The 24,763-nt window shown below is 60.6% G+C and carries 24 protein-coding genes; 6 read left to right on the top strand and 18 right to left on the bottom strand.

Annotation, left to right across the window (positions count from 1 at the left end; all coding sequences use genetic code 11):
* Positions 1-53 precede the first annotated feature (53 nt).
* Both POI8812_RS11780 and POI8812_RS11785 read left to right on the top strand, forming a co-directional pair.
* The gene (locus POI8812_RS11780) at positions 54-899 is read left to right on the top strand and encodes a DUF1206 domain-containing protein (protein WP_108782797.1); all 846 of its coding nucleotides are present in this window, start codon (positions 54-56) and stop codon (positions 897-899) included.
* A gap of 67 nt (positions 900-966) precedes the next feature.
* Entirely contained in the window at positions 967-1,737 is a 771-nt protein-coding gene (locus POI8812_RS11785) for an SDR family NAD(P)-dependent oxidoreductase (RefSeq protein ID WP_108782798.1), read from the top strand.
* Positions 1,738-1,796: 59 nt separating this feature from the next.
* On the opposite strand, the gene POI8812_RS11790 is transcribed toward POI8812_RS11785, so the two are convergent.
* From POI8812_RS11790 to POI8812_RS11830, 9 genes are all read right to left on the bottom strand, one after another.
* On the bottom strand, positions 1,797-3,392 hold the full coding sequence (locus POI8812_RS11790) for a thiamine pyrophosphate-binding protein (RefSeq protein WP_108782799.1): 1,596 nt from the start codon (positions 3,390-3,392) through the stop codon (positions 1,797-1,799).
* A gap of 89 nt (positions 3,393-3,481) precedes the next feature.
* Positions 3,482-3,766: an I78 family peptidase inhibitor gene (locus POI8812_RS11795; protein WP_108782800.1), complete on the bottom strand. Its 285-nt coding sequence runs from the start codon at positions 3,764-3,766 to the stop codon at positions 3,482-3,484.
* Between the two features lie 9 nt (positions 3,767-3,775).
* A complete protein-coding gene (locus tag POI8812_RS11800) occupies positions 3,776-4,255 on the bottom strand; it encodes a YbjN domain-containing protein (protein WP_108782801.1) in 480 nt (159 codons plus the stop codon).
* A gap of 85 nt (positions 4,256-4,340) precedes the next feature.
* Positions 4,341-6,278 carry an acetate--CoA ligase gene (gene acs, locus POI8812_RS11805; protein ID WP_108782802.1) on the bottom strand — a complete coding sequence of 646 codons (1,938 nt, stop codon included), beginning with the start codon at positions 6,276-6,278 and terminating at the stop codon, positions 4,341-4,343.
* Between the two features lie 118 nt (positions 6,279-6,396).
* Entirely contained in the window at positions 6,397-7,146 is a 750-nt protein-coding gene (locus POI8812_RS11810) for an ABC transporter ATP-binding protein (RefSeq protein WP_108782803.1), read from the bottom strand.
* Between the two features lie 11 nt (positions 7,147-7,157).
* A complete protein-coding gene (locus POI8812_RS11815) occupies positions 7,158-7,916 on the bottom strand; it encodes an ABC transporter ATP-binding protein (protein WP_108782804.1) in 759 nt (252 codons plus the stop codon).
* A 6-nt stretch (positions 7,917-7,922) separates the two neighbouring features.
* A complete protein-coding gene (locus POI8812_RS11820) occupies positions 7,923-9,080 on the bottom strand; it encodes a branched-chain amino acid ABC transporter permease (RefSeq protein WP_245895411.1) in 1,158 nt (385 codons plus the stop codon).
* 123 nt (positions 9,081-9,203) lie between these two features.
* Positions 9,204-10,235, bottom strand: a complete 1,032-nt coding sequence (locus POI8812_RS11825; protein WP_108782806.1) for a branched-chain amino acid ABC transporter permease — start codon at positions 10,233-10,235, stop codon at positions 9,204-9,206.
* Between the two features lie 129 nt (positions 10,236-10,364).
* Complete coding sequence (locus POI8812_RS11830) at positions 10,365-11,729, bottom strand: substrate-binding protein (protein ID WP_108782807.1); 1,365 nt, start codon at positions 11,727-11,729, stop codon at positions 10,365-10,367.
* Between the two features lie 230 nt (positions 11,730-11,959).
* Here POI8812_RS11830 and POI8812_RS11835 point away from each other — a divergent pair, with 230 nt between their 5' ends.
* The 4 genes from POI8812_RS11835 (at position 11,960) to POI8812_RS11850 (ending at position 16,657) form a co-directional block, all read left to right on the top strand.
* Complete coding sequence (locus tag POI8812_RS11835) at positions 11,960-13,258, top strand: helix-turn-helix transcriptional regulator (protein ID WP_108782808.1); 1,299 nt, start codon at positions 11,960-11,962, stop codon at positions 13,256-13,258.
* A gap of 103 nt (positions 13,259-13,361) precedes the next feature.
* Positions 13,362-13,736, top strand: coding sequence for a response regulator transcription factor (locus POI8812_RS11840; protein ID WP_108783212.1), 375 nt, complete (start codon positions 13,362-13,364; stop codon positions 13,734-13,736).
* Positions 13,733-13,975, top strand: coding sequence for a hypothetical protein (locus POI8812_RS11845; RefSeq protein ID WP_108782809.1), 243 nt, complete (start codon positions 13,733-13,735; stop codon positions 13,973-13,975). The genes POI8812_RS11840 and POI8812_RS11845 overlap by 4 nt, the downstream gene beginning before the upstream one ends.
* A 3-nt stretch (positions 13,976-13,978) precedes the next feature.
* A complete protein-coding gene (locus POI8812_RS11850) occupies positions 13,979-16,657 on the top strand; it encodes a sensor histidine kinase (RefSeq protein ID WP_108782810.1) in 2,679 nt (892 codons plus the stop codon).
* Positions 16,658-16,794: 137 nt separating this feature from the next.
* On the opposite strand, the gene POI8812_RS11855 is transcribed toward POI8812_RS11850, so the two are convergent.
* The 9 genes from POI8812_RS11855 to POI8812_RS11895 form a co-directional block, all read right to left on the bottom strand.
* Positions 16,795-17,715, bottom strand: a complete 921-nt coding sequence (locus POI8812_RS11855) for an ornithine cyclodeaminase family protein (RefSeq protein ID WP_108782811.1) — start codon at positions 17,713-17,715, stop codon at positions 16,795-16,797.
* Entirely contained in the window at positions 17,715-18,893 is a 1,179-nt protein-coding gene (locus POI8812_RS11860) for an amino acid aminotransferase (protein WP_108782812.1), read from the bottom strand. Before POI8812_RS11860 ends, POI8812_RS11855 begins: the two co-directional genes overlap by 1 nt.
* A gap of 19 nt (positions 18,894-18,912) precedes the next feature.
* Complete coding sequence (locus tag POI8812_RS11865) at positions 18,913-19,440, bottom strand: GNAT family N-acetyltransferase (protein ID WP_162844907.1); 528 nt, start codon at positions 19,438-19,440, stop codon at positions 18,913-18,915.
* On the bottom strand, positions 19,437-20,288 hold the full coding sequence (gene sseA / locus POI8812_RS11870) for a 3-mercaptopyruvate sulfurtransferase (RefSeq protein ID WP_108782814.1): 852 nt from the start codon (positions 20,286-20,288) through the stop codon (positions 19,437-19,439). The genes POI8812_RS11865 and sseA overlap by 4 nt, the downstream gene beginning before the upstream one ends.
* Positions 20,289-20,358: 70 nt before the next feature.
* The gene (locus tag POI8812_RS11875) at positions 20,359-20,772 is read right to left on the bottom strand and encodes a GNAT family N-acetyltransferase (RefSeq protein WP_108782815.1); all 414 of its coding nucleotides are present in this window, start codon (positions 20,770-20,772) and stop codon (positions 20,359-20,361) included.
* Positions 20,769-21,575 (bottom strand): ABC transporter permease subunit, encoded by an 807-nt coding sequence (locus tag POI8812_RS11880; RefSeq protein WP_108782816.1) that lies wholly within the window; start codon positions 21,573-21,575, stop codon positions 20,769-20,771. Before POI8812_RS11880 ends, POI8812_RS11875 begins: the two co-directional genes overlap by 4 nt.
* Positions 21,575-22,456 (bottom strand): ABC transporter permease subunit, encoded by an 882-nt coding sequence (locus POI8812_RS11885; RefSeq protein ID WP_245895382.1) that lies wholly within the window; start codon positions 22,454-22,456, stop codon positions 21,575-21,577. The genes POI8812_RS11880 and POI8812_RS11885 overlap by 1 nt, the downstream gene beginning before the upstream one ends.
* Before the next feature lie 112 nt (positions 22,457-22,568).
* Positions 22,569-23,660 carry an ABC transporter ATP-binding protein gene (locus tag POI8812_RS11890; protein ID WP_211310378.1) on the bottom strand — a complete coding sequence of 364 codons (1,092 nt, stop codon included), beginning with the start codon at positions 23,658-23,660 and terminating at the stop codon, positions 22,569-22,571.
* Positions 23,657-24,748: a polyamine ABC transporter substrate-binding protein gene (locus POI8812_RS11895; RefSeq protein WP_108782819.1), complete on the bottom strand. Its 1,092-nt coding sequence runs from the start codon at positions 24,746-24,748 to the stop codon at positions 23,657-23,659. Before POI8812_RS11895 ends, POI8812_RS11890 begins: the two co-directional genes overlap by 4 nt.
* Positions 24,749-24,763 lie beyond the last annotated feature (15 nt).

Genomic DNA, 24,763 nt, shown 5'->3' on the forward strand with positions numbered 1-24,763 from the left:
GAACTGTGAGGCCCGGCGACGGGTTGCTTCCTCATATTTGAGGGAGATGATTTATGAGCAAACGGGATTTTGGGTGGGCCATCCCCATCATGCGTGCAGGCTATGCCGGGCGTGGCGTCGTCTACACAGTTGTTGCGGGCTTTGCGCTCTATGCCACCCTGCAAGGGCGGCAGGCAGAGGGCACTTCGGGCGCATTGGCGCAACTGGAAGGGACAAATTGGGGCAGCCTTGTCCTGTTCCTGATCTTTACCGGAATGATCGCCTATGCTGTCTGGAGATTGGTCGATGCAGCTTACGATCTGGAAAATTACGGCTCAGATGGGGAAGCTGTCATTGCAAGGCTCGGCATGATCACGACAGGGCTGATCCATCTAGCGATTGGTGTGCTCGCCTTTCTTTTGCTCTTCACCGATCGAGGAGGTGATGGCGCCGGCAGCTCCACAATTTCTGAGGCTGTGCGCGCCGTCTTCGCGGTCCCTGCCGGTGTCTGGATCGTGGGCTTGGGTGGGGTCGTCACCATCGGCGCCGGAATTTACTACGTTGCCAAGGCCATCCGAGAGACATATCGCGACCACCTGCGGGCCAATCGCTTCACCGTAAACTGGAACGGGCTTCTGAAAGCGGGTGTGCTGTCGCAGGGTGTGATCGTCACGCTCATTGGGATTTTTCTGACCTATGCCGCCTACACCGCTGACGCCTCACAGGCCGGAGGTGTGGGGGATGCATTTGGTTGGGTCCGTGATCAGGCCTACGGTCAAATTCTGATGATTGCGACGTCTCTGGGGCTGTTGTGTTTCGGACTGTTTTGTTTCGTCAACGCGCGCCATCGGATTGTCCCTGCCGCCGCTGGCGATGACATTGAGACACTGGCCCAACGGTTGCGCGCGAAGGCGCGCTGAACAAGCGTTCATTTATTGACATGGACGGTGCGGGCGCGCACTCTTTCCGGCAAATGGGGAGAGTGCCATGGAACTGAATTCGAATATCGCCGCCGTCGTGACAGGGGGGGCCTCAGGCCTTGGAGAAGCGACGGCGCGCGCGCTGGCGGCCGAGGGTGTACGCATCGCGATCCTTGACCGGGACGCCGAGCGTGGAGAAACCGTTGCGTCGGAGATTGGCGGCACGTTCTGCGCGGTCGATGTGGCCGATCCTGCGAGCGTCGCGGAAGCTCTTGCCAAAGCGCGCGACGCGCATGGGCAGGAACGTATCACCGTGAACTGCGCGGGCATTGCATGGGCCATCAAAACCGTTGACCGCGATGGCAATGCCCATGACCCGGCTGCCTTTGCCAAGACCGTGACCGTCAATCTGATCGGCACGTTCAATGTGGCCAGCCAGTCCGCCGCGGGCATGGCGGCGGCCGAACCGCTCAACGCAGATGGCGAGCGGGGCTTGATCGTGAACACGGCTTCCGTCGCAGCCTTTGACGGGCAGATCGGACAAATTGCCTATTCCGCCTCGAAAGGTGGTGTGGTCGGCATGACCCTTCCCATGGCACGAGATATGGCACGCTCGGGCGTACGGGTGAATGCAATTGCGCCCGGGTTGTTTCTGACACCTATGTTGCAAAGCCTGCCGGAAGAGGCGCAAGCCTCGCTCGGTGCGCAGGTCCCGTTCCCCTCTCGTCTGGGGGATCCGGCTGAATATGCAAAGCTTGTGCGCCATATGGCTGAGAATGCCATGCTGAACGGGGAAGTGGTGCGGCTAGATGGCGCGATCCGCATGGCGCCGAAATAGGAATGGAGCCGGGGGCGCCGCCCCCGGACCCCCGGGATATTTTTCCCAAGAAGAAATCGCTAGATCAGCGTGTCGTACCCGCGCCGGGGGATCACAATCTCCAACAGAACTGGTCCTGTCGCGGCGAGCGCTTCGGCAAAGGCCGTCTGAAGGCTATCGGCATCCGTGGCCTTGAGAGATGTCAGCCCCAAAGCCGTGCCGAGCGCAGCGTAGTCGGTCGCGCCGAAATCAACGCCGGTGTTCTGTTTGCCGTCGCGCCGTTGCTTCAGCTCGATCAATGAGAGCGAGCTGTCATTGAGGACGGTGCAGATCACGGGCGCCGCCGTGTCGCGCAGGGTTGCGAGCTCCCCCATTATCATGTCGAGACAACCGTCGCCCATCACCGCCATTGTCCGTTCACCGCTCGCAATCGCATGGCCTGTTGCCAGCGGCAGGGCACAGCCCATGGTGCAAAGACCTGTCGACTGGATCAGCCGATGTGGCAGGGTGGAGGTCCAAAGCTGGCTCATCAGAATGCGATGGGCCCCGCTGTCGATGCTGACCATCAGTTCTGCGGGACGCGCCTCGTTCAGCACATGCAGCGCGTTGGATGGGCCCCAATCCTGGGTTGGCGCGAAAGCGTCTTTCAGGGCCGCCCGCGCCGCCTCGATGCGCCCGCCCCACTCCGACGCGGGGGCACTGTCGGCGAATAATGCCGACAGCCCCAATCCGGGATCGCAGACCCAGCTTTGCGACACTTCGTGCATGGCCTGACGGTTGGGCGCGAGCGTGAATTCGATGGCGTTGGCCGGATCCCAGGGATCCTGCCAGCCGGGGCGCATCTCAATGGGATCATAGCCCGCGCAGATGACGAAATCCGCCTCCGAGAGCAGGGGCGTGACAATCTTGTCCGCCTTCGGGCTAAGCCCGTGCCCGCCGAGGGACAGCGGCCCCATCTCATCAATCACCCCTTTGGCTTTGTAGGTCGTGACCACCGGAATGCTATGTTTGGCCGAGAGGTCGCGGAGGACCTCAACGCCCGTGGTCGACTCCAGCACATCAAGCCCGGCGACGATCAGGGGACGTTTGGCCGACGCCAGCCGTTCGCGTGCCTGGTCCAGGCCCGCCGGGGCCACCGGCGCAAGCGCCGCGATGCGATCGGCGCGGGCGGGTTTGTGCTCGGCGGTTGCAACCCCGATGGGCAGATCGATGTGCACGGGACCGGGTTGCGGATCGCAGGCAAGGCGAACGGCCTTATCTACCATCACATCACATCCATTGCGCCGCGCCTCGAACGTCCGCTTCACCAAGGGGGCCAGAACCGCGCGATGGTCAAAAATCTGATGGGTGTAGCGCAGGGTCGTCGTCTCATCATAGGCACCGGTCAGCACGATCAGCGGTACGCGGTCCTGCTCTGCGTTCGCGACGACATTGACGGTATTGGCCATGCCCGGCCCCACTGTCGTAACCAACACGCCCGGCGCACCGGTCGCATGCCACGCCCCTTCGGCCATGAAACCCGCCGCATTTTCGTGACGGGCAAGAACGAATTCGATCCCGCGCCGCGACAGGGCGTCGATCAGGTGAAGCACTTCGCCACCGGGCACGCCGAACGCATGACGTACACCGGCCTCAAAGAGCCGGTCGGCAATGATATCGGCTGAGGTCTGGGTCATGGCGCGCTCCGCATCGTTGTTCGGCGCGATCCTGCGCGAATGACGCCCGGTGTCAATTCATCTGCCCCTCCGCTGACGCAGAGGTGATGCTATCCGCACCATACCCGTGTGATGGTGCCATCTGCGTCGAGATCGAAATTCACACGATCGGGCCGATAGTCCATCGTGACAGCCGATCCCGGCGGGATGATCCGCATCGGCGCGGGGAACGTTGCGCGGGCAAAGATTTCCTCATTCTGACCGATGAAAGCGGCGTAGCTACCGGGATCGCACTGCCCGGCTTGGGGTATCGGCGGCAAGTCCGGTACCGGCGCCGTCTCGGCACAGGCCGCACAGGACAGCGCCAATGTCAGGCTTATCAGAGACTTATACATGCCGCCCCCTTACTTGCTGGGCGCTGAGCCGCCCCATCCGATATCCTCGGTAAACCCCTCCATCACATTGAGCCAGAGGTCATGGGCGGCAATGAAATTGTCGAGTGTCAGGCCATATTGCAGATAGACCGGCATCTCGAGAATGACGTCATCCTCGACCGTGCGAATGCGCCCCCAAACCCAGTCGGAGTGCCAGTTCATGATCTCTCGCGTTGAGAAAGAGCCGTCGGTGTCAAAGCGGGCGCTGTATTGCATCGACAGGCAGTCGGCGTTGTCGATGCAGTCGTAAAAGCCAACCTCATAATTCCAGCCCCGCGCTGTCGCGGCGATATAGTTGTTGCCCTGGCTGTCGGTGCGGATGCGAACATTGCTGGCGTGATCGGACATGATCTGGCGGATCCGCTCGATGCTCGATCCATCGACAATGGTCTGTGCGAAGGCGGCGCCGGGCAAGGACAGCAACGCGATGAGGGCAAGACGGATCAGCATGGGGGTCTCCTGATACGGATCAAAAAAAGGGGGCGCCGGTGGCACCCCCTTACTGTTTCCGAAACGATGGTGGGCAATCAAGCCCTTAGCCACCGCGATTTGCAATCAGATCATCGACCACGGACGGATCGGCAAGCGTGGATGTGTCGCCTAATGAGCCGTAATCATCCTCGGCAATCTTGCGCAGGATGCGGCGCATGATCTTGCCAGAGCGGGTCTTAGGCAGGCCGGGCGCCCATTGGATCACATCGGGCTTGGCGATCGGTCCAATCTCCTTCCGGACGTGGTTCGAGAGCTCGGTGCGCAGCTCTTCGGTCGCCTCCTGCCCTTCCATCAGCGTGACATAGCAGTAGATGCCCTGCCCCTTGATCTCATGCGGGAAGCCGACCACGGCGGACTCAGACACGGCCGGATGGGCGACGAGCGCGCTTTCCACTTCTGCCGTGCCCATACGGTGGCCAGAGACGTTGATCACGTCATCCACACGGCCCGTGATCCAATAGTAGCCATCTTCATCACGGCGGCAGCCATCACCGGTGAAGTAATAACCCTTATAGTCCGAAAAATAGGTCTTCACGAAACGCTCGTGATCCCCCCAGACGGTGCGCATCTGTGCGGGCCAGCTGTCGGCCATGACGAGCACGCCTTCGGCGGCCATCTCGGTCTGGACCTCGGCCGATTGCGGATCGAGCACCAGCGGTTGCACGCCGAAGAAAGGTTTGGTGGCAGACCCGGGTTTGGTCGGGATCGCACCGGGCAGTGGCGTGATCAGATGCCCACCGGTTTCCGTCTGCCACCATGTGTCGACGATGGGGCAGCGCCCCTTGCCGACAACATCGTTATACCAGTTCCACGCCTCGGGATTGATGGGCTCACCAACCGTGCCCAGGATGCGCAGGGAGGATAGATCGTACGGTTTTACGAAATCATCGCCCTTGCCCATCAGCGCGCGGATCGCGGTGGGAGCGGTATAAAACTGTGCGACCTTGTGCTTCTCGCAAACGGCCCAGAAGCGGCCCGCGTCGGGATAGGTCGGCACGCCTTCAAACATCACGGTCGTCGCGCCGTTGGCGAGCGGTCCGTAGACGATATAGCTGTGACCCGTGACCCAGCCGACGTCAGCGGTACACCAGAACACCTCCCCATCCTTGTAGTCGAAGGTGAATTTATGGGTCATGGAGGCGTAGAGCAGATAGCCGCCCGTCGTGTGCACGACGCCCTTTGGCATGCCGGTAGATCCGGATGTATAGAGGATGAAGAGCGGGTCTTCGGCGTTCATCACCTCAGGCTCGCAGGAATTCGCGACGCCGTCCTCAGCTTCATGCAGCCAGACATCGCGGCCCGCCTGAAACGGTACGTCGCCCCCTGTGCGCTTGACCATCAGCACCTTTGTGTCGGTCCCCGCCTTGTTCAGCGCGGTGTCCACATTGGTCTTGAGTGGTGTGTTGCGCCCGCCCCGCGGGGCCTCATCCGCGGTAATCACAACCTTCGCCTGGCTGCCCTGGATCCGGTCAGACAGCGCATCTGGTGAGAAACCTGCAAACACGATGGAATGGATTGCGCCGATCCGCGCACAGGCCAGCATCGCGTAAGCCGCCTGCGGGATCATCGGCATGTAGAGCACGACGCGGTCGCCTTTGCTCACACCCATATCTTTCAACACATTGGCCATCTTGCAGACATGCGCGTGCAGCTGCTGATAGGTGATGTGCTGGGCTTCATCATCGGGGCTGTCAGGCTCCCATATGATCGCGGTTTGCGTCCCACGCTCGGCCAAATGGCGGTCGATACAGTTGGCGGAGACGTTCAGCTCACCATCTTCAAACCATTTGATCGACACATCGGGATATTCGAACGTCGTATTCTTGATTTTGGTCGGAGCGGTGATCCAGTCGAGCCGGTGGGCCTGCTCGCCCCAGAACGCCTCAGGGTTTTCGACGGATGCGCGATACATCTCGTCATAGGTCGCGGCATCGATATGGGCGTTGGAAGCGAAATCGTCACTTGGGGGGTAAAGGCTCATGGGAGTCCTCCGGTCGTCTTGTGCGGGCCATGTCCCGGACAGGATCCGGGACCGCGTTGTCGCGGGGCCGTCTTAGGGTGTGGCGGCCCCGGATCATGTCCGGGGCGTCGCATCTGGATCAGATGGCGAGATATTCCTCGCGCATTGCCTTGTTGTCGAGCAGATGTTGGGCCGTGTCATCATAGACAACCTTGCCGGTATCGAGAATAACCGCCCGATCCGCCAGCTTGAGCGCCGCAACAGCATTCTGTTCAACGATCACCGTGGTGATCCCAAGCGACCTGATCTCACGCAATGTGCGCTCGATCTCGTGCACGATGACAGGTGCAAGGCCCTCATAGGGCTCATCAAGCAGCAAGAGCTTGATGTCGCGGGCAAGGGCGCGGCCGATGGCGAGCATTTGCTGCTCACCACCGGACAGGGTCACCCCCTCCTGCTTGCGCCGCTCACCCAGACGGGGGAACAACTCGTAAATCCGCTGAATAGACCAGCCATGCGGTGGGGCGATCTGGGCCAGTTGCAGATTCTCCTCAACCGTCAGGCCCGGAATGATCCGCCGATCTTCGGGCACCAGAGCCACGCCCGACTGCGCGGCACCATGCGCGCTCATCTCATGCAGCGGCTTATGGTCCAGCCAGATTTCGCCATGCGTCACTTCGGGATCGCCCGCCCGCGCAATTGCGCGCAGGGTTGAGGTCTTGCCCGCACCGTTCCGGCCCAGAAGGGCGAGAATTTCCCCCTCGTGGATGTTCATGCTTACGCCCTGAACGATGTAGCTTTCCCCGTAATAGGCGTGGATATCCCAGCAGGAGAAGTAAGCCGGTTCCGACCGGCCCTCGGGTGCGCGGATGTCGCTCATCTGATTCATCTCCTGTCCCCTTAGTCGTGTGCGTCGCCGAGATACGCTTCGCGCACCTTCGGGTTGCCCTTGATGAATTGCGGATCGTCCTCAACGATCACGTGGCCCTGGGCCAGCACGCTGATCCGGTCCGCCAGACTGAAGACCACATGCATGTCGTGCTCGATGACCACAAAGGTGATCGGGCGGCTTTCGGCAATTTGCTTCAGCAGATCGATGGTGTTGTTCGTATCTGCGCGTGCCATGCCTGCTGTCGGCTCATCCAGCAGCAAGAGCTTGGGGTTCTGCGCCAGACACATCGCCATTTCCAGCCGCCGCTTGTCGCCGCGCGACATTGCGGACGCGTCCATGTCCTTTTTGTCGGCCATGCCCACGTCGAGCAGCATCTGCTCGGCATGCTCCCGTATCTCGGTTTCCGCCCGTACAGCGGCAAAAGGAGACAGTTTGAATGCGCCATCCCGTTTTGCGAAGCTGGGGATCATCACGTTCTCAATGATCGTGAGGTCCGAGAAGATCTCTGGGGTCTGGAACACGCGGCTCACACCCATCTGGTTGATCTCGTAGGGCTTTCGGCCAATCAGGCTTTGCCCGTCGAACATCACGGTGCCGGTGTCGGGCGTCAGCCGCCCGACGAAGCAATTGAGCAAGGTGGATTTACCCGCGCCGTTCGGCCCGATGATGGCGTGGACGGTGTTTTCCTCGACATTGAGGTTCACATCGTCAAGCGCCTGCAGACCGCCGAAGCGCTTATTGACGCCAGTTACTTCAAGAATGCCCATCGGTTCTTACTCCCCCGCCTGGCGCTGAATTGCAGCGTCACGCTCTGCGTCTTTGGACTTGCGATCCCGCCGCAACACGGTGGCCAGTTTCTGGCCGCCCTGAACGAGGCCGCCCGGCAGGAAGATAACAACCGCCATGAACAGGATGCCCAGCGTCAGGTGCCAGCCCTTGCCGACGAACGGATAGATGATCGTGACGGTCACATCGGTCATCCAGTCGGGCATCCAGGCAAACCAGCCCTCAAGGACGGATTTGTTGATCTTCGAGACAATGTTCTCGAAATACTTGATGAAGCCCGCGCCCAGAACCGGGCCGATGAGCGTGCCAGCGCCGCCAAGGATGGTCATCAGAACGACCTCACCCGATGCGGTCCAGAACATACGCTCTGCACCGACCTGTGTGTCCATCGCGACCAGAAGACCACCGGCCAGGCCAGCATACATGCCAGAGATGATGAAGGCAGCCAGCGTGTAGGGCTTGGGGCTGATGCCGGTGTAGCTCAGACGGTTCTGATTGGACTTCACCGCGCGCAGCATCATGCCGAAGGGCGAATTGAACAGGCGGATGGAGCCGTAAAACGCGATGAGCATCGCAATCGCGGCAATGTAGTAGCCCGCGTTGAAGGTGAACAGCCAACGGCCAACCTCCAACTCGTAGCTTGCCGCCATTTCGAGGCCAAAGAGGCTCGCGCGCGGCGTCTGGCCCTCAGGCAACGGGGCGTCGAGGATACGCGGATCGAAATACTGCAACTGCATGCCCGTTTCACCACCGGTCAGCGGCGTCAGGACGGAGTAGGCCAGCGCAAAGCTCATCATCGCAAATGCAAGCGTCAGGATCGAGAAGTAGATGCCTGAGCGGCGTAGCGAGATGAAGCCCACGATGGCCGCAAAAAGCCCTGCCACAACAATCGAGCCGATGATGGCCGGAATGACGTTCAGCGTCAGCAGCTTCATCATCCAGATGCCCGCATAAGAACCGACACCCAGGAAGGCCGCGTGTCCGAAGGACAGATAGCCAGTCAGACCAAACAGGATGTTAAAGCCGATGGCGAAGATGCCGAAGATCACGAAACGCTGCATCAGATCGGGATAGCCCGCATTGAACTGTGCCAGGCCGGATCCCTCGGGGAACGGGTTGAGAATGAACGGCGCGAAGGCACACATCGCCACGACCAGCAGAAAAAGCCGCAGGTCTTTCTTGCCCAGTCCCAGCGCGCCGCCAGCGGAGGCGCCCTTGGACTTCGATTGGGTCGGCACGAAGCCGTCGGTTGCTTGATCTGTCATGGATCAGTCCTCCATCACGCCCTTGCGGCCCATAAGGCCCCGTGGACGGGTCAGCAGCACGATGATGGCTACAAGGTAAATAATGATCTGGTTGATGCCGGGCAGCACGTCGAGCACTTCAGGCATGGAGGCAAAGGCCTCAATAATGCCCAGCAGGAAGCCTGCGAGTACCGCACCCGGCAGGGAGCCCATGCCGCCCACAACGACCACAACGAAGCTGAGCACGAGGAAGTCCATACCCATGTGGTAGTTCGGGGAGTTGATGGGCGTGTACATCACACCGGCCAGACCTGCGACGGCGGCCGCAATGCCGAACATGATGGTAAAGCGACGATCGATGTCGATGCCCAGAAGTGTCACCGTCTCCCGATCCGCCATTCCGGCGCGCACGACCATTCCGAACGTGGTGAAGCGGAGAAAGGCAAAGACCGCGCCGATGATGATGGCTGCGAAGCCAAAGTAGACCATGCGCCAGTACGGATAGACGATGGAGCCTGCGTCAAAGCCGATCATTGCACCGAAGTCGAAGGAGCCGATGAAGGCGTCGGGTGCAGGCGTCGGGATCGGGTTCGCGCCGTAGAAATACTTGATGATCTCCTGCAGGACGATGGCAAGGCCGAAGGTCACGAGGATCTGATCGGCGTGCGGACGCTTGTAGAAGTGCTTGATCAGGCCGCGCTCCATAATCACGCCGATCAGCAGCATCACCGGGATGGCGAAGAGGATTGAAATTGGAACGGCCCAGTCGATGACGGCGGCCCCGGCTGATTCTCCAAGAATGTCATAGAGATACGGCACTTCGACCTGTAGCGGATTGCCCAGGAAGTCGGTGCGCGAAGCGTCGGTGAATGTGTAGCTGACCTGTAGCAGACGGCTGAATGTGACCGCGCAAAAGGCGCCCAGCATGAACAATGCACCATGGGCGAAGTTCACCACGCCCAACGTGCCAAAGATGAGCGTGAGACCAAGGGCGATCAGCGCGTAGGCGCTCCCTTTGTCCAGCCCGTTCAGGATTTGAAGAATTATGGCGTCCATTGCGGGCCCTCGCGAATAACTGTCAATCACGCAGATGGTCAGGTGCGGGTCGCGCAGACACTCGGCACCTTGGTGGGGTGGTTCGCCCCCCATAAGGGGGACGAACCTAAGTCAGGGGAGGTATTTGGCTTACGCGCCCGGATTACACTCGCCCAGGCTGCCGCCTGCGAACTGTGGGTGATCCGGTGCATAGGTAACCTGCTCGGTCGGAGTGACCTCGACGATTTCCACCAGGTCGAACTCGTTCTCCGGGTTCTCTTTACCGCGCACAACGACAACATCCTTGAAGCACTGGTGATCGTCGGCACGGTAGGTGGTCGGACCGTTGCCCAGACCGTCGAACTCGAACCCTTCGAGGGCCTCGACAACCGCGCAGGGGTTGAAGTCGCCCGCACGCGCAACCGCATCAGCATAGAGCAGCGTCTGCACGTAGCAGGTGTGTGCTGCCTGGGACGGCGGGAAGCCGTACTTGGTGCCGAAGGACTGAACGAAGGCGTTCGTGCCGGAATAGCGCTCACCCAGCTGGTTCTCCAGCTTCCAGTCCCAGTTCTGGGAGCCCAGGATGCCGCCGATGTTCTCACCTGCACCGCGCGCCATCAGCTCGGAGTACAGCGGAACAACGATCTCGAAGTTCTTGCCGTTCGCCTGACGCTCACGCAGACCGAACTGAACCGCGTTGGTCAGCGAGTTCACCATGTTGCCGCCGTAGTGGACGAGGACGAGGACGTCCGCGTCGGACTGGAGGACAGGCGCGATGTAGGACGAGAAGTCCGTCTGGGTCAGTGGCGTCTTCACGGTGTTGACCGTGTTCCAGCCCACAGCCTCGGTCGCGGAGGTGATCGCTTCCTCGGTGGTGTAGCCCCAGTTGTAGTCTGCCGTCAGATAATAGGCATTCCGGTCGGTGCCGTACTGCTGCGCGAGGATCGGCGCGAGTGCTGCACCGGACATGTAGGAGTTGAAGAAGTGACGGAAGCCGTTCGCCTTCTTATCCTTGCCGGTCGTGTCGTTCGCGTGGGTCAGACCCGCCATGAAGATCACGCCTGCTTCCTGACAGAGCGCCTGAACAGCCACAGCCACACCAGAGGACGAACCACCAGAGACCATGATCGCGCCATCACGCTCGATCATCGAGCGGGCAGATGCACGCGCCGCGTCAGATTTCGTCTGCGTGTCACCGGTAACGAACTCGACCTTGCGGCCAAGGATACCGTTACCCTCAAGCACTTGGCTCGAGAACGTGTTCATCATGCCGCCGTCGCCTTCACCGTTCAGGTGCTCAACAGCAAGCTCAAATGCGCGAAGTTCGTCCGTACCCTCGTCCGCGTAGGGGCCCGATTGTGGGACGTTGAAGCCGAGCGTGACAGTGTCGTTGCCCGGTGCGTTCGTGTAGGCGTTTGCAGCCGAGGTGAAGAAGGTCGGCGTGGCCAGGCCTGCCGCGCCCATGACGGCACCCGACTTGATGACGCCCCGGCGGGTTGGTTTCGTAAACGACATATGGTCCTCCCAAAGTGTCTTTTGATTTTCCGCGATCCGGTCTCTCGCCGGCATTTGCACGGATGGGTTTCACGACCCGACGTCAGAATGAGCTGACGATGTAAACAAAGCAACAAACCATTGCTTTCAAATAATTTTCTTGTAAATATTTTACAGGTCATTTTGGCAAAGCTGTAACGAATGTTACATTGCGTCGCAACAAAGCCTTTTTACGAAAGGATTTTTCGTCGATGTCACGCTCTTTCGCCGGACTGCGAATCCGGGAACGCCGCAAGCAATTGCGGCTTAGCCAGACCGCTTTGGCCAAGGCGGCGGGCATCTCGCCATCCTACCTGAACTTGATTGAGCACAATCGAAGACCCGTTGCGGGGCGAGTCATGTTGATGCTCGCCAAGGCCTTGGACATGCCAGCGGCAGGGCTGGGGGAAGAGGCGGAGCTTGGCGTAGTGCAGGCGCTGAGGGATGCGGCAGCAGACCTTCCGGTTCATGCGCCCGAGACCCATGTCACCGAGGAATTCGTGGGACGCTATCCCGGCTGGGCGCGGCTGCTCGCCACACTCGACCAGACCGCTCGCAGCCAACGCGTGACCATCGAGGCGCTGAGCGATCGCCTGACCCATGACCCCACCTTGCAGTCGAACATGCATGAGATGCTCACGACGATCACGGCCATCCGGTCGACCTCCTCAATCCTGGCCAGCATCCCGGATATCGACCCGCCCCAGCAGGCGCGCTTTGTCGAGGCCATCCATGGCGAGAGTGAGCGCTTGAGCGAGGTCGCCAGCGCGCTGACAGACTATTTCGACAATGCGGTCGAACTGGAGGAACGCTCTACCACCCCAGAGGAGGAAGTCGCGCAGGTGCTGGAGGATTGCCGATACGATCTTGTCAAACTGGAGCGCGGCGAGGCCCGGATCGAAGACGCCATCCCGCATTTCGACGCCCTCTCCACGGCCGCAAAAGGCGCGTTTCGCGCCTGGGCAGAGCGTTGGATCTTCGATGCAAGGGCCATTCCGCGCGCGACGCTGATAGAGGCCTTTGAGCGACCAGTAGACCTTGTCTCACTGGCTGTATCCCTGCGCGTTCCGCTGGATCAACTCATGCGCAGGATTGCCTTTCTGGACGAGGCTGAGGTGCCGCGCGTCGGACTTTTGACGGTCAATGCGGCGGGTCATTACCTTTTGCGCCGTCCCATTCCCGATTGGCCGCTATCTCGCCAGATTGCGGCCTGCCCGCTGTGGCCGCTCTTTGATGCGACCAGCCAGCCGGAGCGCCTGATCGCCGCGCGACTTGTTCAACCCTCTGGTCAGGCGAGCCTCACCCTCAGCGCCTCGCTTCGGCCAAGGGCTGCATCCGTGGGCGAGCGCCCGCAATCCACCTCAACGATGCTGATCCTGCCGCCCGGTGTGGAAGATCGCTTCATCACCGGAGCCGTGGAAGAGATTGATGCAGGCCCCGGCTGCCGCATTTGCGCCCGACCGGCCTGTCTGGCGCGGTCTGCCGCACCAATCATCGAGTTGAGCGCGTGACGCCGCATGCAAAATACATTGCCCGCCACAGTCTCCACCCGTTAAGCTATCGCAATCGCAAAGCCACCCGCAGATGGCGGCATGCGATCGGGGAGGCTACCAGATGACCAAGCGGGTCCTAATCGTCGAAGACGAAACGAATATTGTCGAGTCGCTCTCATTCCTTTTGGGGCGAGCGGGTTTTGAGGTGCAAACCGTGGCGGACGGCGCGCTTGCGCTCGACAAAGCTGCACATGTCGAACCCGACGTCATGATCCTCGACGTCATGTTGCCCAATGTTTCGGGATTTGACGTTTTGCGCGGCGTACGGGCCAACCCGGCCCTGACCTCCACCCCTGTGATGATGTTGACCGCCAAGGGACAGTCGCGTGACCGCGAGCAGGCCCTGCAATTGGGGGCGGATGTTTTCGTGACCAAACCCTTCTCGAACGCCGACATCGTGGCCGAGGCGCGCAGGCTTGCCGGACTGGACGGATGAGTGATGCGGACTCCCTGTCCACCCCGGCACGCGCCCGGCGCCGTCGCTATGATGGCGCGGCCCTGTTGCCCATTTTCGCGGCGATCATGCTGTTGCCACCCTTCGTCAGCCTATTCGCAGGCTCACAGACGCTGTTCGGAATTCCAGTGATCGTGCTTTGGATCTTTGGCATCTGGCTTGCCCTGATAGCGATCGCCGCGCGCCTTTCGCGCCTTTTGATCAACGCCCCTGAAAGCTGAACCATGTTGAGTTGGAACGTCATCGTCCTGACTTGCCTGCTCTATGTCGCGGCCTTGTTCGGGGTGGCGTTCTGGGCCGAACGGCGGGCCCGCGCAGGCCATTTCGGGTGGATGCGCAGCCCGTTGGTCTACACGCTCTCCATCTCTGTCTATTGCACGGCCTGGACTTATTACGGCGCTGTCGGCTCTGCCGCACGCAATGGGCTGGAGTTTGCGGCAATCTATCTGGGTCCCACACTGGTGTTCATCGGGTGGTGGTTTCTATTTCGCAAGCTGGTGCGCATTGCACGTGAGCAACGCACCACCTCGATCGCGGACCTGCTCTCTTCACGCTATGGAAAAAGCAGCCTGATCGGGGTGTTCGTCACCGTGCTCGCCGTGATCGCCTCAACGCCTTATATCGCGTTGCAGCTGACATCACTGTCTCTGAGTTTCACACTGTTTTCGGACGGCTCAGCAAACTCGTCCCTGACGGCGTTCTGGATCGCCGTGGGACTGGCCATCTTTACCATCCTCTTTGGGACACGGCATGTTGACGCGAATGAGCGGCACTATGGTGTGGTTACAGCGATTGCCCTCGAAGCGATTGTCAAACTGGTTGCTATCGCCTCCGTCGGTCTGTTTGTCGTATTTGGCCTCGCCTCTGGCCCCTCTGACATATTCGCGCGCCCCGAAAGTGCCGAGTTATTGAGCGCAGATATTTTTGGCCCGCGTTGGATCACGCTCGTCTTCTTGTCCGCCACTGCCATCATCTGCCTGCCGCGCATGTTTCAGGTCATCGTTGTGGAGAATGTTGATGAGCGCCATCTCGCGACGGCTGCGTGGGCCTTCCCGATGTATATCTTCCTGATGTCGCTCTTCGTTCTGCCCATCGCCATAGTTGGGCTGAACACGATGCCCGCAGGCTCGAACCCTGATCTCTTCGTTCTGACTCTACCGTTGGCCTCTGGCGCAAATACCCTGGCCCTTGTCGCCTTTATCGGCGGATTCTCCGCTGCGACGTCGATGGTCATTGTCTCTGCGATTGCGCTGGCGACGATGATGTCGAACCATATCTTCATGCCGCTCTGGCTGCGCGCCACGGCCGGTACGCCAAGCTCATCTGGCGACGTGCGGCGTATTCTGCTGATATCACGGCGGGTGTCGATCCTTGTCATCATGGGGCTTGGGTACCTGTACTACCTGCTCGCCGGTGACGGTGGGGCACTCGCCTCTATCGGTCTGATCGCCTTTCTGGGGGCGGCGCAGTTCCTGCCCTCTGTCATTGCGGGGCTCTACTGGCGCGGCGCGACCCGGACGGGTGCCCTGCTCGCTGTTGGAAGCGGCGCCGTCGTCTGGGCCTACACGCTGTTTCTCCCCAGCTTTGGCGGGTCGTTAATTCTGAGTGCCGAGACCATCGCGAATGGACCATTCGGACTTGGTTGGCTGCGTCCAAATGCGCTGTTCGGGTCCGCGATCTCTGATCCGCTGGTCCATGCCGTTATCTGGTCGATGGCTGTGAACATCACGATGCTCTGCGTTGGATCCATGATGTCGCGACCGCGCGCACTCGAACAGCTTCAGGCAAAGATCTTTGTCGATGTCTTTGCGCTGAGTGCTGCGGGTCAGGGGATGAGCCTTGGGCGGACGGCCAAGTCAGAGAAGCTTTTTGAACTGGCACAGCGCATACTGGGGCGGGAGCAGGCCGGGCGGATGTTCACGGAAATTGCCCGGGCTCAGGGCAAGCCCTCAGGCCTGCCGGATGCGGATCCCGCGCTCACCGCCCGGTTGGAGCGTGCGCTGGCCGGTGCCCTCGGAGCCTCCTCCGCCCATGCCATGGTCAGTCAGATCAGCGGGCATGGAACGGTCTCGGTTCCAGAACTGATCCGGATGGCAGATGAGACAGCACAAATCGTCGAGTACTCCCACCGGATCGAGGAAAAGAGCCGTGAGCTGGAAATCTCCGCCGATCAATTGCGTCGCGCGAACGAACGGTTGCGTGCGATTTCGGACCAGAAGGACGCGTTTCTTAGTCAGGTAAGCCACGAATTGCGCACGCCGATGACGTCCATTCGATCATTTGCGGAGATCTTGCGGGAAACGGATCAGATCGACCCGGACCAGCATCAGCGCTTCGTCACGATTATTCACGAGGAAAGTCAGCGTCTGACACGGCTGCTCGATGAAATTCTTGATCTATCGGTGCTTGAAACGGGCCGCACCACGATGCGCCGCGATCCGCTGTGGCTCGATGATGTGATCCGGCAGGCATTGGATGCAACCGAGCCTTTGATGCGACGCGCCGGAGTGCAGCCTGACTATGCCCCGGGCGCTGAGATACCGGTGCTGGCGGATCGGGACCGGCTGGCGCAGGTCTTCATCAATGTTTTGTCCAATGCCGTGAAATACGGCCTTGGCCTGCCGCCTCGTATCAAAGTTGAGGCTGTGCAGGGTCCGCAAGAGGTCACCGTTACAATCACCGACAACGGCCCCGGCATTGCCGAGGCCGACGCGGATCGTGTGTTCGAGAAGTTCTCGCGATTGGGAGAGGCAACGCTCGCCGGAAGCGCGGGCCTTGGCTTGCCCATCAGCCGCGAAATCATGCGCAACCTGGACGGCGACTTAACCTTGCGGTCAGGCGAAGGCGGCGCCTGCTTCGTCATTACCCTGCCGGTTGTCGAGCAAAGCGCCGCTGCCGAATAGCCTGCTCAGACAATGCCGGCGAGGCTGAGCACAGCAATCACGACGACAACAAGACCGATGATGTAAATGACATTCCGCATTGTAACTTTCCTTTTTGCAATGTGGAAAGCCAACGTTCGCGCGGCGGGATGGTTCCGTTAAAGGCCTGCTGCGCGCAAGATCACACCTGCGGTCATCAGGTCCAAATGCGCGCCGCCCCCATTCTTGAACAGCGTGATCTCCTGATCCGAGCGGCGCCCCGCCTGACCCGCAATAATCTGCGTCAGGTCGCCCTTCACGTCGGATGGGGCGATTGCACCGCTGGCCAGCGGGATCATCAGTTCACCGATATGTCCCATCGTCGTCTCGCGACTGTCGACGAAGATCGAGCTGCGAGTGAGTGCGGTATCGTCCGCCTCTCGCATATCGGCGGTGAACGCCCCGATCAGATCGAGATGGGCCCCTTGTGCAAGCCAATCTCCCTTTAGAACCGGGGATTTGCTCATCGTGCAGGTTGCGACGATATCGGCCGCAGCCACGGCATCTGAAAGATCGGCTGCAACAATCACGTCGGCATGTTTCCCGGCCAGCGCCTCAGCCCGTTCGATGGTCCGGTTCCACAGCATCACGGTCTTCAAGTTGGGGAATACGGCGCGATAGGCCTCGATGAGGCTATCCGCAACCGCGCCAGCGCCTATGATCAGCAGACGTTCCGCATCCGGGCGCGCAAGCAAGCGCGCGCCGAGCACACTGTCCCCCGCGGTCTTCCATCGCGTGATCAATGCATTGTCGATCACGGCGCGGGGTGCCCCGGTCTGATCATCGAAAACGAGCATCGCACCCTGAACGCTTGGACGACCCTGTGCAGGGTTGCCGGGCAGGACCGTGACCGACTTCACACCAACACCTGCGCCGTCAATCCATGCAGCGCGGCTCAACAAGGTATCGTCGCCGCGATGCAGGAACTGGTCGGACACTTCGGGAGCCGGGCCGCGGTGCCCCTCCTCTATCGCATCCGCGATCGCTACCCAGTCTGCGGGCGGCACATCGGATGCGGTGATGAAGGGCAGATTTGCCATCAGGCCCCGGCGGCTGCCGCTGCGCGGGCGAAGGCTGGCAGGTCCTCCTCGGTCAGGCCGGCAATGTTCATGCGGCTGTCCTGAACCATGTAGATGCCCGCTTCATCCCTCATGGCCTTCACCTGCTCTGGCGTGACGCCGAGGCGAGAGAACATGCCGCGATGCTCTTTGATGAAATCAAAGCGATCAGAATTGGTGGCCTGACGAAGAGCCTCGGCCAGACCGTCACGCAGACCGTTGATCCGCTCGCGCATCTCTGTCAGTTCCGCTTCCCAGTCCGCGCGCAGTTCAGGATCATTCAGGATGATCTCTGCCAGCGCCGCGCCATGATCGGGCGCAAAGGAGTAGAGCATACGGTTCACGCTGGCGAGCGTCGCCTGGACCAGCTTCGTCTCGTCCACATCAGGGCAGATCACCGTCGCGCAGCCAGCCCGGTCGCGGTAGAGGCCAAAATTCTTGGAACAGGATTGCGCAACCATCATCCGCTGCACCTTAGAGGCCATGTGCCGCATCCCGGTCACGTCTTCCTCAAGTCCGTCACCCATGCCCTGATAGGCAAGATCGACCAGCGGGGTCCAACCGTTCGCGATGGCGCTTTCGGTCAGTTGCGCCCACTGCGCATCTGTAAGATTGGCCCCGGTCGGATTGTGACAGCAGCCATGCAGCACAACAATATCATCCGCACCCAAACCGTTCACATAAGCCAGCATATCATCGAAGCGCACGCCGCAGGTTTCAGCATCGAAATAGTCATATTTCGAAACGCTCAACCCCATGTTGTTCAGCATACCCTCATGGCTGGGCCAGGATGGGTTGGAAATGTGGAATTTCGCATCAGGTTTGGCGCGCGAGACCAGCTCAAACAGCACGCGCAACGCGCCTGTGCCCCCCGGTGCCGCAGCCCCGGCCATGCGATCGGTCGCCTGCCCAAGGCCGAGTTCCTGCATTGCCTTCACAAAGGCCGGATCACCCGTCAGCTTGGTGTAGGTCTTCGTCGTCTGGGCCGCGTGCAACCGCTCCTCCGCCTTGCGGACAGCGCGCATCACCGGCGTACGCCCTTCATCATCCTTGTAAACGCCGACGCCCAGATCGACCTTCGTGTCGCGCGGATCGGCGGCATATTCCGCCATCAGGGCGATGATCGCATCGGGCTTTGGTTGCGGCAGGCTGTTGAACATCAAAATGACCTTTCAGATGTCACGAAGAGGAAGAGAGGACGCGGGTCGCGACCTCCTGTTCATAGGGCGTGAACCCGCATTTCTGATAGAGCGGAAGGGCCGCCGGATGGTCGAGGGTGCAGGTGTTGACCTCTAACCGCTTTACCCCCGGACCGTCCCACGCCATGTGGATCGCGGTCTGCAAAAGCCATCGACCCAGGCCAGATCCGACTGCCTCCGGCACCAGACCGAAATAGGCAAGGTCGCATTCCCCCTCGGTTCGGAAATCGAGCTGAAAAAAGCCCGCAGGCCAGCCATTGCGCATCAGTGTGTAAAGATGAACGTCAGGACTTTTGACAAAAGCTTCAAGTTCTTCGGGATCCTGACGGAACCGGTCTGTCCATTCATAGGGACCGCCCACCGCGCCATAGAGCGAGAGAAAATACCAGACCGGCGGGTCTTCGGCGCGCAGCAGCGCAATCGGGTCGTTCAATCGCGCCGCGGGCCGCGGATAGTCGGGGCGCCCATCCATGGCAAGATAGGTGATCGTATAGGTCGCCTCCGTCATCCGGTCGCGACTTTCAGGTCCGGATACATACCCCATTCCGCCCAGGAACCGTCATAGACCGCAACCTGCTTGTGGCCGATCCGCTCAAGCGCGAGGGCAAGGATCGACGCCGTGATCCCTGATCCGCAGGTCGTGGTGATCGGACCGGACAGATCGACGCCTGCACCTTCGAATGCGGCGCGCAGCGCGTTCTCGTCCTTCATGGTGCCATCGGCATTCAGCACGTCCTTGTAATAGACGTTCAGAGAGTTCGGGATGTGCCCGGCACGTAGTCCGGGCCGGGCCTCCGGCTCCTCGCCGCGGAAGCGGGCCGGGGATCGGGCATCCACGATCTGTTCTTGTGCGAGCTTTGTCTGCGCGGCCACCTGCGTCACATCCCGCACGCGGCTGGCATCCCGGCGTGCGGTGAAGTGGCGGTCGCGCAGCAATGGAAGATCGTCCTCTACCGGGTGCCCCTCAGCCTTCCATTTCGGCAAACCACCGTCGAGCACTGCGACATCGGTTTTGCCCATCAGTCGGAACAGCCACCAGACACGCGGGGCAGAAAACAGGCCTGCCGTGTCATAGACGATCACCCGGTGCCCGTCGCCAATGCCCATGGCCCGCATGCGGGAGATGAACTTCTCAACCGGAGGGGCCATATGCGGCAGGTCCGACGCACTGTCTGAAATCTCATCAATGTCGAAAAAGCGGGCGCCGGGGATATGCTCTGCTTCATATTCCGCGCGCGGATTGCGGCCCTCGGCGGGCAGGTACCAGCTTGCGTCCATAACGCGGAGATCGGGCGCGCCCAGATGAGCGGCCAACCAGTCGGTGCTTACCAATTCGGTCGTTTGCCCGGTCGCCATATCGCATCCTCCACTGATGTCTTGGGAGGGATAACGCGCGCAAGGTGGTGACGCAAGTTGCGCCCCGTCCTCATTCGCTGCGAATGCGCGTCATTCCGGCCCCATACTGGCCGGATGGACGGGCGGCGAACCCGCGGGAAGCATAAAACGGCTCCAATCCAGCAACGGCCATCAACCCAATTGCAGATCCGTTTGCCATCCGTCCGTCGAGTTGTGCGAGAATCTCGTCGAGTAATGCAGCCGCGATCCCCTGCCCTCTGTAAGATTGTGCCACGATCAAGTCCTGAACATGAGCATAGAGCACGCCATCCCCAACGGCGCGGACCATGCCCACCAATTCCCCCTCGTCGGTGCGCGCCGAAACATGCAGCAGACTGGCCTCAAGTGCGCGGCTCAGCACAGTTGGATCAAGTACTTCCCACGGGGTCTCCAGCCTCAAGCGGCCCACGTCGCGCGCGCTCAGCTGCTCAGGTACAATCTTCACGACCGATCCTGACTGCGACGTCGCCGCGCCTCGGCCCGGCTCATGATCAGCGCCCCCAGGATCAGGCCGGTGGCGACCACGAGGATCACCAGCGTGCCGAGCGCATTCACGTCCGGGCTGACCCCCAGGCGCACTTTGGAATAGATTACCATCGGCAGGGTGGAAGAACCCTGACCGCTCACAAAGCTCGCAATCACCAGATCGTCTAGGGACAGCGTAAACGCCAGCAACCAACCCGAGATCAGGGCCGGTGCGATCACCGGCAAGGTGATGCCCATGAATATGCGAACCGGCCGCGCGCCAAGATCCCGCGCAGCCTCCTCGATCGAGCGGTCAAACCCGGCCAGCCGTGCCTGTATGACCACTGCGACAAAGGCCATGCCAAAGGTCGCATGGGCGATCACGATCGTCGTCACCGACCGCCCTTGCGGCCAGCCGAAAAGCTGCTCCATCGAAATAAACAGCAACAGCAGCGACAGGCCGGTGACCACCTCTGGCATCACAATCGGTGCGGTGGTCATCGCCGTGAACAGCATGCGCAACCGAAAGCCTCCAAACCGCGACAAGATATAACCGATCAGGGTTCCAAATATGGTCCCGATACTGGCGGAAAGCACCGCGACCTGAAGCGAGACAAGCGCGGCATCGAGCACTGCATCATTGCTCCACAATTCGCCATACCAGCGCGTCGACCAGCCCCCCCAGACACTGACGAGCTGCGAGGCGTTGAACGAATAGATGATGAGCACCGCCAGCGGGACGTAGAGCAGCGCGAAGCCCAGGATTGCGAGAAGACGGATCATCACGCCTCCCCCCGCAACGCGGGGGAGGAACGCAGCAACATGAATGGCACGACCAGAAGGGCCAGCATGGCAATGGCCACGGCTGCGGCCACAGGCCAGTCACGATTGCGGGTGAATTCCCCCCAAAGCACGTTCCCAATCATCGGGCTATCCTGCGCGCCCATCAGATCCGGAATTACAAATTCCCCGACGGCCGGGATGAAGACCAGAAGACAGCCCGCCAGAATACCCGGCAATGACAGCGGCAGCGTGATTGTCCAAAACGTCTGCCACCCGCGCGCACCCAGATCGGCCGCGGCCTCCAGCAAGGTTCCGTCCAGCTTTTCCAACGTCGAATAGAGCGGCAGAACCATCAGGGGCAGATAGGTGAAAACGATGGTCAGATAGACGGCAAAATCGGTCTGCATCATCTGGATCGGCTCATCTGTGATGCCAAGCCACATCAACCCGGTATTGATGAGCCCCCCCTGCCGGAGCAGCCCCATCAACGCATAAATCCGCAGAAGCGACGACGTCCAGAATGGCAAGATGACCGCGAGCAACAACACATTGCGCCAGGTCGGCGTCGCCCGCGCGATGACCCAGGCCATGGGCCACGCCACCAACAGGCACATCAGGGTTGCGCCACCTGCAATCTGAACCGAGCCCAGATAGGCCCGCCAGTAGAGATCATCCTCGGTGAGAAACACATAATTGTCGAATGAGCCAACGAAGCGCGGAACCCATCCGTCCCACTCAAATGCCGGGGAATAAGGCGGCACACTGAATTGCGGTGCACCGAGGCTCACCAGAAAGACGATGAAGAACGGCACCAGAAAGAAGATCAGCAACCAGATGAATGGCACGCCGATGACTGCGCGTTTGCCCCAGCCTTCCCTCACTGAAATGCACCTTCTTCTTGGTCGAAATATCCCCGCCGGAGGCCTGCGGCACAGCCTATGCGCGCCATCGGCCGGCATGTCTCGGGACAATTGTACGTCACGCGCATCGCACTCAATCCCGCAACATCACGGCACCTTCAGGTGCGAAATCAAAATGGACAGGCATGTCCCATGTGATGTCCTGCTCACCGGCCCGGGCACGGTTGGCGCGGCTCACGTCGAGAATGCCACCGCCCGCCAGCCGCAGGCGGTAGCGGGTCACATCTCCACGATAGGCATAGTCCTCTACAATCGCGGGATAGCCACTTCCCAGTGTGATCTTCTCTGGCCGGACCGCGAGGGTCACCGGTGTCCCGATCTGCGGAATATCCCCTTCGCAAACCGCACGAACCTCCTGCCCGATTGCAGGACAATCGAGCCGAACGAAGCGCCCGTCATCGCCAGCGACGCTGGCTTCAAGCAGGTTCACGTTGCCCACGAAATCCGCGATCAAGCGGTTCTTGGGGAATTCATAGATGCGGCGCGGTGTATCGACCTGAACGAGCTTTCCCTTGTCCATGACACCGATCCGGGTGGCGAGGGTCATCGCCTCTTCTTGATCATGGGTCACAACGACAAAGGTGGTGCCGGTCTTGTCGAAAATATCCATCAGCTCGAACTGCGTTTCCTCCCTCAATTTGCGGTCGAGGGCGGAAAGCGGTTCATCCAGTAGCAGCAGTTTCGGCCCACGCGCCAGTGCCCGCGCAAGGGCCACGCGCTGGCGTTGCCCACCGGACATCTGATGCGGCTTGCGCTTTGCGAACTCTTCCATCCGCACGAGGCGCAACATCTCTGCGACGCGGCTCAGACGTTCGGACTTTGGCATCCCCATGCGCTTCAGCCCATAGGCGATGTTGTCGGCCACGTTCATGTGCGGGAACAGCGCATAGCTTTGGAACATCATGTTGACGGGCCGGTCCGCCGGATCTGTCCCGACAATATCGCGCCCTTCAATCTCGATCGCGCCGGAAGTCGGCGTCTCGAACCCAGCCAACATGCGCAAGAGCGTCGACTTGCCCGAACCGGAACCACCCAAAAGGCAGAACAGCTCTTTGCGCCGGATATCGAGAGACAGGTCATCGACGGCTGTCGTGCCGTCGAAAACCTTGGTCACATTGCGGATGCGCAGGAAGGGTTGTTCCTGCGCTGAAGCCTCGTCGCTCACTGTCCGGTCTTCACCTGGGTCCACAGACGGTTCACCAGGCGATCCGTACGGGCGTCATAAACCTCGGCAGCCCAAAGGCGCTCGGACGCAGCCTCAGTCGGGAAGATACCGGGATCAGACGTGATGTCCGGGTCAACCAACTCCAGTGAGGCGGCGTTGCCGTTGGCATACCAGACATAGTTGGTGATGTCGGCGGTCACATCAGGACGCATGACGAAGTTAATGAACTCGTGCGCGAGATCGGGGTTCGGCGCATCTGCCGGGATCGCCATCAGGTCAAACCACTGCAAGGCCCCTTCAGACGGGATCACGTAAGCAATCTCGACCCCGTTCTCAGCCTCTTCCGCGCGGTAGAGCGCCTGGAACACATCCCCGGACCATCCAACCGAGACGCAGACATCGCCATTCGCGAGATCAGAGATGTATTGCGAGGAATGGAAGTATCGGATGTGCGGTCGGATCGTTTCCAGCAGCTCGGCCGCAGCCTCCATATCCTCAGACGCGGTCGAGCGGGGGTCGAGGCCGAGATAATTCATCGCGGCAGGCAGCATCTCGGTCGGCGCGTCCAGCATCGTGACGCCGCATTCCGAGAGTTGCTCAATGATCTCCGGGTTGAAGATCATATCCCAACTATCTGTCGGCGCATCGTCACCCAGGATCTCCGCAACCTTGCCGACATTATAGCCGATACCTGTCGTGCCCCACATGTAGATGACCGAGTGTTCGTTGCCAGGATCGTAGACCGCAGCAGCCTCCATCAACGCAGGGTCCATATTCTCAAGGTTGGGCAGTTTCGAACGGTCAAGCGGTTGATAAATTCCCGCCGCGGCCTGGCGGCGCAGGAAGTCGGAGGTCGGCACAACAATGTCGAACCCGGAATTACCGGCAAACAGTCGGGCCTCCAGCACCTCGTTGCTGTCATAGACGTCATAATTGACGCTGACGCCGAACTCCTGCTCGAAATTCGCGATCGTGTCCTCGGCGATATAGTCGGACCAGTTGTAGATATTGAGCACCTGATCCTGCGCGAGCACCGTCAGTGGGGTGGTGGCGAGCAGGGCGGCGAGGGCCGTGGTCTTCATGCGCATTGATGCATCTCCCGA

The organism is Pontivivens insulae (assembly GCF_900302495.1).
In the GTDB taxonomy this organism is placed as follows: domain Bacteria; phylum Pseudomonadota; class Alphaproteobacteria; order Rhodobacterales; family Rhodobacteraceae; genus Pontivivens; species Pontivivens insulae.

Excerpts from the sequence above, each read along its gene's own strand:
- acs (WP_108782802.1), bottom strand. The coding sequence starts at position 6,278 with ATGAGCCTTTACCCCCCAAGTGACGATTTCGCTTCCAACGCCCATATC.
- POI8812_RS11825 (WP_108782806.1), bottom strand. The coding sequence starts at position 10,235 with ATGGACGCCATAATTCTTCAAATCCTGAACGGGCTGGACAAAGGGAGC.
- POI8812_RS11850 (WP_108782810.1), top strand. The coding sequence starts at position 13,979 with ATGTTGAGTTGGAACGTCATCGTCCTGACTTGCCTGCTCTATGTCGCG.
- POI8812_RS11865 (WP_162844907.1), bottom strand. The coding sequence starts at position 19,440 with ATGACGGAGGCGACCTATACGATCACCTATCTTGCCATGGATGGGCGC.
- POI8812_RS11840 (WP_108783212.1), top strand. The coding sequence starts at position 13,362 with ATGACCAAGCGGGTCCTAATCGTCGAAGACGAAACGAATATTGTCGAG.
- POI8812_RS11860 (WP_108782812.1), bottom strand. The coding sequence starts at position 18,893 with ATGTTCAACAGCCTGCCGCAACCAAAGCCCGATGCGATCATCGCCCTG.
- POI8812_RS11780 (WP_108782797.1), top strand. The coding sequence starts at position 54 with ATGAGCAAACGGGATTTTGGGTGGGCCATCCCCATCATGCGTGCAGGC.
- POI8812_RS11800 (WP_108782801.1), bottom strand. The coding sequence starts at position 4,255 with ATGCTGATCCGTCTTGCCCTCATCGCGTTGCTGTCCTTGCCCGGCGCC.
- POI8812_RS11855 (WP_108782811.1), bottom strand. The coding sequence starts at position 17,715 with ATGGCAAATCTGCCCTTCATCACCGCATCCGATGTGCCGCCCGCAGAC.
- POI8812_RS11810 (WP_108782803.1), bottom strand. The coding sequence starts at position 7,146 with ATGAATCAGATGAGCGACATCCGCGCACCCGAGGGCCGGTCGGAACCG.
- POI8812_RS11790 (WP_108782799.1), bottom strand. The coding sequence starts at position 3,392 with ATGACCCAGACCTCAGCCGATATCATTGCCGACCGGCTCTTTGAGGCC.
- POI8812_RS11820 (WP_245895411.1), bottom strand. The coding sequence starts at position 9,080 with ATGTGTGCCTTCGCGCCGTTCATTCTCAACCCGTTCCCCGAGGGATCC.
- POI8812_RS11895 (WP_108782819.1), bottom strand. The coding sequence starts at position 24,748 with ATGCGCATGAAGACCACGGCCCTCGCCGCCCTGCTCGCCACCACCCCA.
- POI8812_RS11815 (WP_108782804.1), bottom strand. The coding sequence starts at position 7,916 with ATGGGCATTCTTGAAGTAACTGGCGTCAATAAGCGCTTCGGCGGTCTG.
- POI8812_RS11880 (WP_108782816.1), bottom strand. The coding sequence starts at position 21,575 with ATGATCCGTCTTCTCGCAATCCTGGGCTTCGCGCTGCTCTACGTCCCG.
- POI8812_RS11795 (WP_108782800.1), bottom strand. The coding sequence starts at position 3,766 with ATGTATAAGTCTCTGATAAGCCTGACATTGGCGCTGTCCTGTGCGGCC.
- POI8812_RS11845 (WP_108782809.1), top strand. The coding sequence starts at position 13,733 with ATGAGTGATGCGGACTCCCTGTCCACCCCGGCACGCGCCCGGCGCCGT.
- POI8812_RS11785 (WP_108782798.1), top strand. The coding sequence starts at position 967 with ATGGAACTGAATTCGAATATCGCCGCCGTCGTGACAGGGGGGGCCTCA.
- POI8812_RS11830 (WP_108782807.1), bottom strand. The coding sequence starts at position 11,729 with ATGTCGTTTACGAAACCAACCCGCCGGGGCGTCATCAAGTCGGGTGCC.
- sseA (WP_108782814.1), bottom strand. The coding sequence starts at position 20,288 with ATGGCGACCGGGCAAACGACCGAATTGGTAAGCACCGACTGGTTGGCC.
- POI8812_RS11835 (WP_108782808.1), top strand. The coding sequence starts at position 11,960 with ATGTCACGCTCTTTCGCCGGACTGCGAATCCGGGAACGCCGCAAGCAA.